Source organism: Delftia sp. DS1230 (genome assembly GCF_040112715.1).
Taxonomy (GTDB): domain Bacteria; phylum Pseudomonadota; class Gammaproteobacteria; order Burkholderiales; family Burkholderiaceae_C; genus Comamonas; species Comamonas tsuruhatensis.
The window spans coordinates 5037787-5050842 of sequence record NZ_CP157763.1 but is presented as its reverse complement, the minus strand read 5'-3'; the positions used below and the strand labels follow the sequence as shown (position 1 = coordinate 5050842).

The 13056-nt window shown below is 64.5% G+C and carries 12 protein-coding genes; 6 read left to right on the top strand and 6 right to left on the bottom strand.

What is annotated here, in order from left to right:
• The first annotated feature begins 13 nt into the window (after positions 1 to 13).
• Together AAN986_RS22795 and cutA are read left to right on the top strand one after the other, a co-directional pair.
• Positions 14 to 1039: a 2-dehydropantoate 2-reductase gene (locus AAN986_RS22795; protein WP_047217969.1), complete on the top strand. Its 1026-nt coding sequence runs from the start codon at positions 14 to 16 to the stop codon at positions 1037 to 1039.
• 52 nt (positions 1040 to 1091) lie between these two features.
• Positions 1092 to 1490, top strand: coding sequence for a divalent-cation tolerance protein CutA (gene cutA / locus AAN986_RS22790; protein ID WP_013803939.1), 399 nt, complete (start codon positions 1092 to 1094; stop codon positions 1488 to 1490).
• On the opposite strand, the gene AAN986_RS22785 is transcribed toward cutA, so the two are convergent.
• The 4 genes from AAN986_RS22785 to ftsY form a co-directional block, all read right to left on the bottom strand.
• Positions 1477 to 2466: a tripartite tricarboxylate transporter substrate binding protein gene (locus AAN986_RS22785; RefSeq protein WP_047217968.1), complete on the bottom strand. Its 990-nt coding sequence runs from the start codon at positions 2464 to 2466 to the stop codon at positions 1477 to 1479. The two genes, cutA and AAN986_RS22785, sit on opposite strands and share 14 nt — an antisense overlap.
• A gap of 323 nt (positions 2467 to 2789) precedes the next feature.
• On the bottom strand, positions 2790 to 3719 hold the full coding sequence (locus tag AAN986_RS22780) for a DMT family transporter (RefSeq protein WP_016454141.1): 930 nt from the start codon (positions 3717 to 3719) through the stop codon (positions 2790 to 2792).
• Positions 3720 to 4242: 523 nt separating this feature from the next.
• Entirely contained in the window at positions 4243 to 4980 is a 738-nt protein-coding gene (locus AAN986_RS22775; RefSeq protein ID WP_241150346.1) for a GntR family transcriptional regulator, read from the bottom strand.
• A gap of 932 nt (positions 4981 to 5912) precedes the next feature.
• On the bottom strand, positions 5913 to 7133 hold the full coding sequence (gene ftsY, locus AAN986_RS22770) for a signal recognition particle-docking protein FtsY (RefSeq protein WP_047217967.1): 1221 nt from the start codon (positions 7131 to 7133) through the stop codon (positions 5913 to 5915).
• 28 nt (positions 7134 to 7161) lie between these two features.
• Here ftsY and AAN986_RS22765 point away from each other — a divergent pair, with 28 nt between their 5' ends.
• The 4 genes from AAN986_RS22765 (at position 7162) to coaD (ending at position 11363) form a co-directional block, all read left to right on the top strand.
• Complete coding sequence (locus AAN986_RS22765) at positions 7162 to 8640, top strand: pitrilysin family protein (protein ID WP_047217966.1); 1479 nt, start codon at positions 7162 to 7164, stop codon at positions 8638 to 8640.
• A gap of 26 nt (positions 8641 to 8666) precedes the next feature.
• Positions 8667 to 10028 (top strand): pitrilysin family protein, encoded by a 1362-nt coding sequence (locus tag AAN986_RS22760; RefSeq protein WP_016454147.1) that lies wholly within the window; start codon positions 8667 to 8669, stop codon positions 10026 to 10028.
• Positions 10025 to 10732, top strand: a complete 708-nt coding sequence (gene rsmD / locus AAN986_RS22755) for a 16S rRNA (guanine(966)-N(2))-methyltransferase RsmD (RefSeq protein WP_047217965.1) — start codon at positions 10025 to 10027, stop codon at positions 10730 to 10732. The genes AAN986_RS22760 and rsmD overlap by 4 nt, the downstream gene beginning before the upstream one ends.
• Positions 10733 to 10862: 130 nt before the next feature.
• The gene (coaD, locus tag AAN986_RS22750; protein WP_016449072.1) at positions 10863 to 11363 is read left to right on the top strand and encodes a pantetheine-phosphate adenylyltransferase; all 501 of its coding nucleotides are present in this window, start codon (positions 10863 to 10865) and stop codon (positions 11361 to 11363) included.
• A 53-nt stretch (positions 11364 to 11416) separates the two neighbouring features.
• On the opposite strand, the gene AAN986_RS22745 is transcribed toward coaD, so the two are convergent.
• Positions 11417 to 12535: a putative zinc-binding peptidase gene (locus tag AAN986_RS22745; RefSeq protein WP_047217964.1), complete on the bottom strand. Its 1119-nt coding sequence runs from the start codon at positions 12533 to 12535 to the stop codon at positions 11417 to 11419.
• Positions 12536 to 12700: 165 nt separating this feature from the next.
• Positions 12701 to 13021 carry a BON domain-containing protein gene (locus tag AAN986_RS22740; protein ID WP_012203732.1) on the bottom strand — a complete coding sequence of 107 codons (321 nt, stop codon included), beginning with the start codon at positions 13019 to 13021 and terminating at the stop codon, positions 12701 to 12703.
• Between the last annotated feature and the right edge of the window lie 35 nt (positions 13022 to 13056).

The following is a 13056-nucleotide window of genomic DNA, read 5'->3' as shown; positions in this document are numbered from 1 at the left end:
GAGCTTCCCGCGCATGACCATGGAACAGACAAGCATTTCATTCGACAAGGCCTGCATCTTCGGCGCCGGTGCCATCGGCGGCTGGATGGGCGCGGCCCTGGCCCGCGCCGGCTGCCAGCTCAGCGCCGTGGCGCGCGGCGCCGCGCTGCAGGCCCTGCGCACCCAGGGCCTGACCCTGGTGCACGGCGAGCAGCGCGAGCACTTCGCGCTGCGTGCCGAACAGGACCCGGCCGCCCTGGGCGTGCAGGACCTGGTCATCATCTCCGTCAAGGCGCCGGGCATGCCCGATGTGGCCGAGCGCATCGCCCCGCTGATCGGCCCGCAGACCGTGGTGCTCACGGCCATGAACGGCGTGCCCTGGTGGTTCCTGCACGGCGGTGTCGATGCCAGCGTGCGCGGCAAGCAGCTGAAAGCCGTGGACCCTGAAGGCCGCATTGCGCAAGCCATCCCGCTGGGCCAGGTGCTGGGTTCGGTGGTCCATGCCAGCTGCTCCAACGATGCGCCCGGCGTGGTGCGCCGGCACTTCGGCAACAGCCTGATCCTGGGCGAGCCCCTGGCCGACGGACCCGGCCAGCCGCCCACGCCGCGCCTGGCGGCACTGGCCCAACTGCTGCAGCGTGGCGGCATCGAGGCCAAGGTCTCCGACAACATCCAGCGCGACGCCTGGTACAAGCTCTGGGGCAACATGACCGTCAACCCCGTCAGCGCGCTGACGGGCGCCACCTCGGACCGCATCCTGGGCGACGTCCTAGTGCGCGGCCTGATCACGCGCGTGATGCTGGAGGCCAAGGAGATCGGCGCGCGCATCGGCCTGCCCATCAACGAATCGCCCGAGGACCGCCATGCGGTCACGCTCAAGCTGGGCGCCTTCAAGACCTCCATGCTGCAGGACGTGGAAGCCGGCAAGCCCGTGGAGCTCGATGCCCTGGTGGGCGCGGTGCGCGAAATGGGCCAGCTGTGCGGCGTGGACACCCCGTTCACCGATGCGCTGCTGGGCCTGGCGCGGTTGCAGGCACGGCAAAAGGGGCTGATGGCCTGACGCCGCAAAGGCCAGTACCGGCCTGCAGCGCGCAACCGTAGACTACGCCTCCATGACTTCCGCCAAGAATCCCGCCTCGCCCTGGTCCACCCTGTGCGTGGTGGCCACCACCGTCCCCAGCGCCGAGGAGGCCGCCCATCTGGCGCGCAGCCTGGTGCAGCAGCAGGCCGCGGCCTGCGTGCAGGTGGAGCCCATCACCTCGCACTACGTGTGGGAGGGTGAGATGCATGCCACGCCCGAGTGGCGGCTGGTCTGCAAGACCCTGCCCGACGTGCTGGAGCGCCTGGCCCGGCTGCTGCGCGCCGGACACAGCTACAGCGTGCCGCAGATCACCATGCGCACCGAGCGCTGCATGGCCGACTATGCGCAGTGGCTGCGCTCCCAGGTCTCGACCCGGGACGTGGCGGACACTGCAGACATGGCCGCCGCGCCCCGCATCACTGCGGCGTGACGTTGGCGGCCTTGATCACGGGCACCCAGGTCGCTGTCTCCTTGCGGATCAGCTCGCCGAAGGCGCTGCCCGTGACCACCCAGGGCTCGATCCCCTGCAGGTCCAGCTGCCTGACCACGGCCGGCGTGCTGAAGATCTCCTGAATATCCTTCTCCAGCTGCTTGAGCACGGCCGGCGGCGTCTTCTTTGGCGCCATCACGCCGTACCAGGACGAGATGGCAATGCCCGGCACGCCCGCCTGGGCCAGCGTGGGCACATCAGGCAGGTACTTGCTGCGGGCCGGGTCGGTCACGGCCAGCGCACGCAGCTTGCCCGACTGCACATGCGGCAGCAGCGCGGGCACATTGCCCACGATCATCGGCACCGTGCCGCCCAGCACATCGTTGAGGCCGGGCGCCGTGCCCTTGTAGGCCACGTGCAGGATGTCGGCGCCGGTCTGCTGCTTGAACAGTTCACCGGCCAGATGCAGGCTGGAGCCCACGCCGGGCGAGGCATAGCTGATAGTGGCCGGCCTGGTCTTGGACAGGGCCACCAGCTCCTGCACCGTTTTGGCGGGCACGCCGGGGTGCACGGCGATCACATTGGCCGCCTTGGCCAGCGAAGCCACGGGCGCGAAGTCCGTCTCCACGCTGTAGCCGGGCCTGGCCAGCAGCGTGGGATTGATGGTCAGGTTGCCCTGGGGCACGACCAGCAGCGTATGGCCGTCCGGCGTGGCACGCTTGACCATGTCGATGCCGATATTGCCGTTGGCCCCGGGCTTGTTCTCCACCACCGAAGTCTGCTTGTAGCGCTCGGCCAATCCCGTGGACAGCAGGCGCGCCAGCGCATCGACGGGGCCGCCGGGCGGAAAGGGCGCGACGATGGTGAAAGGCTTGGCGGCCAGCTGCTGCTGCGCGGCGGCATCCTGGGCCAGGGCGCTCTGGCATGCGGCTGCGGCCAGCAAGGCGGCAGCGCCGAGCAAGGTGGGGGCTTTCATGGGGAACTCCGGGGAACAAGGCAAGGCAGGTACAAGCAAAAGAAATGCCTGAGGGCTATCGATTGTTTCTTGTATAAAACAACGTTCTTCTTATAAATCAATGCAAAGCATAAAACCTGCGGCTTGATTCGAATCAAGGGAAAACCCTTGCCTGCATGCCTGGGCCTTCGCTGCGCTCGCATGCCCATGAAAAAAGGAGCGCAGCGCGCTCCCGTAGGTCCACTCCAGAGAATGGGTCAAAGCGCATCAACAGGGGAGCTGATGCAGTCGATGCCAAGCCGCAGGACGACAGCTCCACGAGCAGGTCTTGCTGCCACCGCATGTCAGGCCTGTAGGCAAGTCACCACTAAGCCCAACAGCATCAGGCCCATGCCTATCTTCTCTGCTCGACTGAAGCTTTCGCTGAACACGCGGCGCGAAACCAGGTAGCTGAAAACGACCTCGATCATTCCCAAAGTGCGCACAGGTGATGCTCCTTGCATGGCGTAGGCCGTGAACCAAGCAATTGAAGCGGCTGCCCCCATGCAACCGGCAAGCAGCGAGATGCGCCAAGCTCGAAAAATAGGTGCCAGACCTTGAGCTGTGCGCAACTGGATCCAAAGTCCCATGCCGACGGTTTGCATCGACTGTGCGATCAGCACGCCCCAGGCGCCAGATAACCATGCCGTTTCGGCGCCAAGTGCCAGCGACCCTCCTCGAAATCCTACTGTTGCAACTGCAAAGCAGGAGCCGCAAGCCAGGCCATAAAGTGCAGATCGGTTGAGCCACGCGGACGGTGAGAGCAACTGTTCGCGTGGCGGCAGGGACAGCAGCAGCATACCGATTGTGGCTACGATCATTGCGGCCAACGCCAGCGGTGTTGGAAGTTCATGGAGAAAAACCGATGCGAACAGAGCTAGCTGCAGCACCTCTGTCTTTGTCAGAGTGACAGCCACGGCAAAGTTGCGCTCCTTCATCGCCAGCAGCAAAGCGACCGTTCCAGCCAATTGGAAAAAAGCGCCCAATGCAATCCAGCCAAGGTAAATCGGCGTGATCGAAGGTACAGCGTATGGCTTTGCTGGTACCAGATACAGCAGTGCCAGCCACAACATGGCAAAAGGTAGGCCATACAGAAAACGCACCAGCGTGGCCGATAGCGCGCCCAGCTCCTGTGTCAGGCTGCGCTGCGCTGTGTTTCGTACCGTTTGAGCGAGAGCGGCGAACAGGGTTATGGGAACCCATAACCAAGAAAAACCTTGAATGGATTCAAGCATGAATATGGAGGAGGGATGGGTAAATGGGGCGTAGAGTAAATTCTTACATTGTTGTGGATTATTTGGTAATGCACAGCAATGCTCATTTGCTGATTAGAGAAATTTTGCTCTCTTGAAGATTTATTGAACGGTTGAAGACAGAGACTCGAGATAGAACATGATGCCTGCGTAGAGCGTTTCTTCTGGGGTGCCCGCGCGAGGAGAGCTCGGCATCATCCAGGTATCCTTGCTGCCGTTTATCCGCATGCTGCGGAGAAAGCAGTATGTGGTCAATGCGTAGAATTTGCAACTCGAAAAATACTCTTAAGATAAAGATTTTCTTAAATACAGAGATATTGAAATCGATTTGCAGAATGCGCAATTCCAGTAAGCAATTCAGAGAAAGAACTGATTTTCTCAACAAGCACGCATAGCGTGATTGTTATGAAAAGGTGATGCTGGGTCTTTATTTCCTGATGCTATCTGAAAATAGTATGGCTATAGATGGTGGCTTATCTTGCGTGCCAGTTTTGAAAAAGCGATTTCATAGGCCCCTGCGTATAGCCGCCAGCAGGCTTCTCGAAGAATTCCAGATATGCTGCTCGGCAAGGGCCTGGGCCTTCTTTGGGTCGCGATTGCGGATGGCGGCGAGGATGCCGCGTTTTTCTTCTGTGCTTTCTGAAGCCCGTGAGCTGTGAGAAAGTGAGAGTCTCCGCAGGCGTGCGAGGCGGCTCCTTTGTGAAGAAAGATAGCTTGCCATCAGCGAATTTTGGGCTGCATCCAGGAGAACTTCGTAGAACTCCTCGATGGTCTCGATCTGAGCCTCGACATCGCCCGAAATCTGCGCTTCATTCATCGCTTTCACTGTGACATCCAGGCGCTCGATTTGCTCTATGGTGGCTCGCTCTGCGCACAGTGCCGCCACATAGCCTTCAACGGCTGCACGCATTTCAAAGATCTGGCGAATGCCGTCTTCATCGATAACGGCGACTATCGGGCCTTTATAGGGCTCCTTTGTGATCCACCCTTCTGCCTCCAATTGCCCCAGGGTTTCACGAACTATCGTTCTGCTCACATCAAGGAGATCGCACAGCTTGCGTTCTACCAAACGTGATCCAGGTGGAAGTTGGCCTTCCACAATGGCGCGCTTCAATTGCTCAAGTGCCAGCTGTCGGAGCGTTGGATTCACACGCTCTACGGCCATACTGCCTCGCGGAATTCCCATGTCTGTCAATGCAGGTCTGTCTGTGTCTGTACCTGCTTTAGAGGCTTGCCGTTTCATGTCTGTTGGACTTTCTTGCGAATTGAGTGATGGTATACCAACATACAATCTTGGGTCAAGATATGGAAGGGTGCGAAAAATTGAGAGGCATCTGGTTGGGAAGGCAGCAGGAAGACAGTGACCAAGCCATCTCCGCCATCGATGGTTTGTTTCTGATTGGTTTGCAAGCCACATAAATTGGCCTGAACTTGCCATCTGCAGCCAGCAAGTAGCCTAATCGGCTGGTTTAAAACACTTATGTGCTTTTACGAGCCCCGAAAAGTGGGGGGTGGCAGAGCGGGAGAATATGCTTGAAATGATGCGCGGCACACGCCGTAGTTGGCATATCGAAGGCAGGTCGCACTGAAGAGTCTGTTGCCGAGTTTTCGCACAGGCACTCAACAGAGTTGGTGCGCTTGCCGAGGCATGGGCCGTACGCTCACCCGCACGCAAAGGTGGAGCGACGGGAAAAAATGCGTTCTCCACATCGGAGGCCAGAGATGAGTGCGGTGGTGCACCGCAAGGCCTGCCAGCCGGCGTCAGTGAGGAAGAGCTAGGATTTCTGACCGTCCGAAGCAAGGACGGGCTTGTCGGTGCTACCGAGCACTGGCGGAAGTGCTGCTTTGACTGGCCGAAGAGATTCGTCAATTGCCACGTGACGATGAGTGGCTGCTTCGGTGATTGAAGGGCATGCCCTTTCTGGTCTTTGCCGCGCCCACGCTGTCGCCTGTGGCGAAGTTACTGGGCTTTTGCGGCAAGTCACATGAGCTAACCCGGTAGGGCCTGGCCTGATCAGTCCCGAAGCGGTTGAGTGCGTCAGAGGTTGAGGCTGGAGAGCTCTTCGTTGAGCGGTCACTCCCCAATGGATGAGCGGAGAGCGGCTTGAGCGCCAGCCCGCAATTCATCCATTCCGCCTTCCTGTGGCGCCTGTCGAGAAAACTCTGAACAGATTGTCAGGACAGCAGCGCCTGCGCGAATTCCCTGGCGTTGAAGGTCTCCAGGTCTTCGACCTTTTCGCCCACGCCGATGAAGTACACGGGGATCGGCCGTTCCTGGGCAATGGCGGCCAGCACGCCGCCCTTGGCCGTGCCGTCGAGCTTGGTGACGATCAGGCCCGTGAGCTGCAGTGCATCGTCAAAGGCGCGCACCTGGGCCAGCGCGTTCTGGCCGGTGTTGCCGTCGATGACCAGCAGCACCTCGTGCGGTGCCGTGGCATCGGCCTTGGTGACCACGCGGCGGATCTTGCGCAGCTCTTCCATCAGGTGCAGCTGGGTGGGCAGGCGGCCCGCCGTGTCCACCAGCACCACATCCTTCTTGCGGGCGCGGCCGGCGGTGACGGCATCAAAGCTCACGGCTGCAGGATCACCGCCTTCCTGGCTGACGATCTCCACCGTGTTGCGGTTGGCCCAGACGCCGAGCTGCTCGCGCGCGGCGGCGCGGAAGGTGTCGGCGGCAGCCAGCAGCACGCTCTGGCCTTCGTCGGCCAGATGCTTGGTCAGCTTGCCGATGGAGGTGGTCTTGCCTGCGCCGTTGACGCCAGCGACCATGACCACGGTAGGCTGGTGCTCGCCGATGATCAGCGGCTTTTCCAGCGGGCGCAGCAGGTCGGCCAGTGCATCGGCCAGCAACGCCTTGACGGCGGCGGGGTCGGTGGCCTTGGCTTCCTTGACGCGGCGGCGCAGGTCGGTGAGCAGGTGCTCGGTGGCCTTGACGCCGGTGTCGGCCATCAGCAGGGCGTCTTCCAGCTCTTCGTACAGCGCATCGTTGATCTGCGTGCCGGTGAAGACCGTGGCGATGCTGCTGCCGGTCTTGCGCAGTCCGGCCTTGAGGCGCTGCATCCAGTTCTGGCGGCTGGCGCCTTCGGCTTCGGGCTTGGCCGTGGGCTCGGGTGCGGCAATGAAGTCGGCAGGCGCGAGCGTGGAAGCAGCAGCAGTGGGTGCAGCGGGTGCGGCAGGCGGGGCGGCATCGCCCTTGCCGCCGCCGAAGGGCTTGCGCCACCAGGCGCTGCCGGTGTCGGCTGCGGCCTGTGGGGCAGGCGTGCCAGGGGGCAGGTCTGGGGCGCGGTCCTGCGGCGGGGTTGCGGGAATGCCGGCCTCTTCAGGCGCGGCGCTGCTGTCCGCCGGGGAAATCTCGGCGGAGGAGGGGGTGGGCTTTTTCTTGAAAAAACTGAACATCGGCAGGTTCTTAGAATCACAGCATTCTATGAAACATGCACTCACCCTCCTGGGCTTAATGGCCTGCATGGGCACCGGGGCTGCTTTGGCAGCCCCGGATGCATCCTCTTCCTCCCCTTCGTCACTGCTGCAGACGGTGGCCAGCCAGGCCGCAGGCGGCCAGCGGTCCGCCACAGCAGCGCAGCAATTCACCCTGAAGAACGGCATGCAGCTCATCGTGCAGCCCGACCGGCGCGCGCCCACGGCCGTGCACATGGTCTGGGTGCGCGTGGGCGCCATCGACGAGGTGGACGGCACCTCGGGCGTGGCCCATGCGCTCGAGCACATGATGTTCAAGGGCTCGCGCAAGGTGGCGCCCGGCGAGTTCTCGCGCCGGGTGGCGGCCCTGGGCGGCCAGGAGAACGCTTTCACCAGCCGCGACTACACGGGCTACTACCAGCAGATCCCGTCCAGCCGGCTGGAGGAAGTGATGAAGCTCGAATCCGACCGCTTCGCCAACAACCACTGGCCCGACAGCGAGTTCAAGAAGGAGATCGAGGTCATCAAGGAAGAGCGCCGCATGCGCACCGAGGACCAGCCGCGCGCCGTGCTCATGGAGCAACTGATGGCGGCGACCTTCATGGCCTCGCCCTACCACCGGCCCGTGATCGGCTGGATGAGCGATCTGGACGCCCTGACGCCCGGCGACGTGCGCGATTTCCACAGCCGCTGGTATGTGCCCGGCAATGCCACCGTCGTCATTGCCGGTGATGTGGACGTTGCCAAGGTCCGCGCCTGGGCAGAGAAGTACTACGGCAGCATTCCCGCACGCGCCGTGCCGGTGCGCAAGCCGCGCACCGAGCCTGCGCAGATCGGCATCCGCCGCATCGAGGTCAAGCAGCCGGCCGAGCAGGCCCTGGTGGCCCTGGCCTTCCGTGCGCCCTCGCTGACGCGCGTCAGCGATCTGCAGGCCGATGACCGCGATGCGCTGGCGCTGCTGGTGCTCTCGGCCGTGCTCGACGGCTATGACGGCGCCCGCCTGGAGCGGGCCCTGGTCCAGGGCGAAGGCCGCGTGGCCGACGGCGCGGGCAGCTCCATGTCGCTCATGAGCCGCGGCCCCGGCCTGTTCATGCTGACGGGCGTGCCCGCCACCGGCAAGACTGCGGCCGAGGTCGAGGCCGCGCTGCGCGCCGAAGTGGCCAAGGTCGCCAGGGACGGCGTCGAGCCTGCCGAACTGGAGCGCGTGAAGACGCAATGGATGGCCTCCAATGTCTATGAGCGCGACTCGGTCATGGGCCAGGCCCAGAGCCTGGGCAATTACTGGATACAGGGCATGCCGCTGGATGCGGAAGACCAGTTGCTGGCCCAGCTTCGCACCATCACGCCCGATGACGTCAAGCGCGTGGCGTCCAAGTACTTTGGCGATGACCAGCTCACGGTGGGCACCCTGGTGCCGCAGCCCCTGCCTGAAGGCGGCAAGCCCCGCCGCACCGACGCGGGTGCCGGCATTGGTGGACCCCTGCATTGATGCCCCCGAAGCACGCTGGAGTGAAGATGAAGAACATGAAAAAGATGGTGGCCAGCTCCGTGCTGGCAAGCGTGGGCCTGGGCTTTGGCGCCACGTCCGCATGGGCCTTGCTGCCCATCCAGCACTGGACCCAGCCCAGCGGGGCGCAGGTCTGGCTGGTGGACAGCCCGGGCATTCCCATGGTCGATGTGCAGATGGATTTCGACGCCGGCAGCCGGCGCGATCCCGCCAACCAGGTCGGCCTGGCCAGCGCCGTGGCGCTGATGGCGTCCAAGGGCGTCACGGCCCAGGGCAGCGCGCCTGCTCTCGATGAAAACGGCCTGGGCCAGGCCTGGGCCGATCTGGGTGCCAGCTTTGGCGCCCAGGCGGGCCGCGACAGCTTCAGCTATGGGCTGCGCTCCCTGACCGAGCCCGCGCTGCTGCAGCGCGCCGTGGCCCTGGCCGCGCGCCAGATCGCCAGCCCCAGCTGGCCGCAGGATGTGTGGCTGCGCGAGCGCGAGCGCTGGACTGCGGCCATCAAGGAATCGGACACGCGCCCCGGAACGGTGGCCGGCAAGGCCCTGAGCCAGGGCGTGTTCGGCAACCACCCCTACGGTGCGCGTGCCACGGCCGAGAGCCTGTCGCGCATCGACCTGTCGGACATGCAGTCCTTCCACCGCCGGCTGATCGCCGCCTGCCGTGCCAAGGTCAGCATCGTCGGCGCCGTCAGCCGCGAGCAGGCCGACCAGCTGGTGCAGCAATTGCTGGCCCCGCTGCAGGCGGCCCAGGGCCAGGACGCCAGTGCCTGCGCGCCTCTGCCCGACGTGCCCAAGGTGCAGGCGCTCAAGGCGCCGGTCAACGAGAACATCCCCTTCGCCTCGGCCCAGGCGCAGGTGCTGATCGCCCAGCCCGGCATTGCACGCAACAGCCCGGACTTCATGGCCGTGCTCGTGGGCAACCACATCCTGGGCGGCGGAGGCTTCACCTCGCGGCTGACCGAGGAAGTGCGCGAAAAGCGCGGCCTGAGCTACAGCGTCTACAGCGACTTCTCGCCAGGCCTGGACGCGGGTGCCTTCACGATCGCCCTGCAGACACGCCCCGACCAGGCGGCCGAGGCCTTGAAGGTGTCGCAGGACACGCTGCGCCGCTTTGTCGCCGACGGCCCGACCGAGAAGGAGCTCAAGGCCGCCAAGGACAATCTGATCGGCGGCTTTGCGCTGCGCATCGACAGCAACCGCAAGCTGCTGGGCAATGTGGCCAACATCGCCTGGAACGGCCTGCCGCTGGACTATCTGGAGCACTGGACCGAGCGTGTGCAGGCGCTGACCGTGCGTGATGTGCGCGAGGCCATGCAGCGCATGCTGCAGCCCGATCGCATGGTGACCGTCGTCGTGGGAGGCAAGCAATGAGCCGCAACAGCATCAAACTGCATACCCCTGCCGGAAAGCGCTGGCTGGAAAAGGCCACGGCCGAGGCCGCGGCGCCCAAGGCGCCTGCCGCAGCACCGGCCGCAAAGGCAAAGGCGGGCAAGCCGGCACCCTCGGGTGCGGGCGAGGTCCGCATCATCGGCGGCCAGTGGCGCCGCACGCGTCTGCCCGTGGCGCAGCGCCCGGGCCTGCGCCCCACGCCGGACCGCGTGCGCGAGACCCTGTTCAACTGGCTGGGCCAGGACCTGGCGGGCTGGCACTGCCTGGACGCCTTCGCGGGCACGGGTGCGCTGGGCTTCGAGGCCGCATCGCGCGGCGCGACCAGCGTGCTGATGAACGAGCAGGACGCCGCCCTGGTGCTGCAGCTGCAGCGCCTGCGCGAGCGCCTGGACGCCCAGTCCGTGCGCGTGCTGCGCGGCGATGGCCTGGGCTGCCTGCGCCAGGTGGCGCCGGGCACGCTGGACCTGGTGCTGATCGATCCGCCGTTCGACCATGCCGAGCTGTTCGAGCCTGCGCTGAAGGCCGCTGCGCTGGCCGTCTCCGCCCAGGGCTATGTCTATCTGGAGGCGCCCCAGGCCTGGACCGAGGAGCAACTGGCCGAGGCTGGCGGCCTGCAGCTGTTCCGCCATCTCAAGGCGGGTGCCGTCCACGCCCATCTGCTGCGCAAGGCCGCGCAGGACGAGTAGGCTGGCGCCGCAGCCGTGTTCCAGCGCAGGAATGCGGCTGTCGCGCAGCCGACGGGCCATGCTGCAGTGCAATGCATAATGCGCCATCCGTGCCGGACCAGGGCACGCGCAGCCAAGGAAAGTGAACGCCATGAGCCACGACGTGATTGCCGTCTACCCCGGAACCTTCGATCCGATCACGCTGGGCCACGAAGACGTGGTGCGCCGTGCGACCCAGCTGTTCAGCCACGTCATCGTGGCCGTGGCGGCCGGCCACCACAAGAAGACCATGTTCAATCTCGAGGAACGCATGGAGATGGTGCGCGAGGCCGTGTCCATCTATCCCCATGTCCAGGTCGAGAGCTTTCATGGCCTGCTGCGCGACTTCGTGGTCGAGCGCGGCGGCAAGGCCATGGTGCGCGGCCTGCGCGCGGTCACCGACTTCGACTACGAGTTTCAGCTTGCCGGCATGAACCGCACGCTGATGCCCGAGGTGGAGACCGTCTTCCTCACGCCCAGCGACCGCTACCAGTTCATCAGCAGCACCTTCGTGCGCGAGATCGCCACGCTGGATGGCGAGATCGACAAGTTCGTCTCGCCCAACGTGCGCACGCGACTGCTTGAGAAGGTGCAGGCCAATCGCGCTCCTTGAGAGAGGGAGGCCGGCCAGGTGCCTTGGCCCGCCCCCATGACGAGTTCACGATATCAGGCGCTCTGCGTGGCGGCACTTGCATTCACGGCCGCATGCACGAATTCCAGCTTGCGCCGCGCGCCCATTGAAAGAGCGAACGGATAGGCATCCCCGTGGCCCAGGCTGCGGTTGAGGCTGTTGGTCAGCAGTGTCAGCGGCACCCACTGGTCCAGCATGGTGCCGAAGTCCGGCCGGGCAGGGACCGCGAACGGGTCCTGCACGCACAGCGCGGCCGGCGTTCCCATGCCCGCCGCCGTGCCTGCGCCTCCTGGCAAGGTGATGCAGGTGCCATAGCTGGCCGCAGTCTCCAGCAGATCCACCATGTGAAGGTAGTGGGCCCAGCTTTCGGCCCAGTCTTCCCACGGGTGGGAGGTGGCATAGGCGCTGACGAAGTTGTCGCGCCACTGCCCATCCAGCGGGCTGCGTGCGTAGTAGTTCTGCAGGGCCTGGGCATAGTCCTGGCGCTCGTCGCCGAACAGGCGGCGGAATTCCTCGAGACGGCCCGCGCCCACCACCAGCCTGTCCCAGAAGAAGTGGCCGGATTCATGGCGCAGATGGCCCACCAGCGTCCGGTAGGGCTCGTGCAGCGCCTGGCGGCGCCGGGCACGCTCGGCATCGTCGGCCTCCACCACGTTCAGCGTGATGGTGCCGTTGGCATGGCCGGTCATCACCGGCGCCTGCCCGGGCAGGTCGGCCAGCAGTTCGAAGCGCGGCCCGTCCTCTCCAGGCCTGGGGCCCAGGCCCAGGCGGGCCAGCGTATAGAACAGCTGGCGCTTGGCCGCCTCGATCTTGGTCCAGCGCAAGGCATTGGCCGGGTCTGACAGATCGGGCAGCCAGCGTGTCTGGCGGCAGGATTCGCACAGCGCGTGGGGGTCGTCGGCGGGCAGGGCGAAGTTGCACTGGCCCACAGGTCCCCGGTGGCTGCACATCTTGTAGAGGCGGCCTGGCGGCTTGCCTGCGCCCAGGGAGGACAGGCTCTCCCACAGCGCGCTGTCCCGCGCGCCGGAAACCGGTCGCAGGCAGGCCACATGCAGTCGCTCTGGCAGGAAGGCCAGGGTGGCGCCGCAGTGCACGCATTGAACGCTGTCGAAGAAAACCGGGTGGCCGCAGGCATCGCAGTTGAAAACTCGCATGTCGGTCACTTTACGCCGTATGCCCTGGCGCCATGAAAAATGATTCCCATGTCGCCCTGGCGCTGCAAGGTCAGATTCCCCCAATGGTGGTTTTCACCGGGGTGGCCCTGCAATGAAAAAAGGCCGGATGACACCGGCCTTTCGATGGCCCCATGGGGGCCTGCATCAGGGGCGAACCACGATGCTGTTGCGCACTTCGCGCACGTTCTTGGTGGTGCGTGCGATCTCGGCAGCGCGGGCCTTTTCCGACTCCGACTTGGCAAAGCCCGACAGTTGCACCGTGCCGTTCAGGGTCTCGACGCTGATGGAGGTGGCCGAGACGCTCTTGTCCTCTGCCATCTTGGCCTTCACGGCAGTGGTGATGCCGGCGTCATCCACATACGAACCCACGGTCTGCTGGTCGCGGGCCACGGAGCAGGCGGTGGTGCCGAGCACGGTGGCGCCGGCGACGAGAGCGAAAGCGATGGCACGGGTGTACTTTTGCATGGTCAGTTCTTTCTTGGACAAGAAATTGAGGGAAA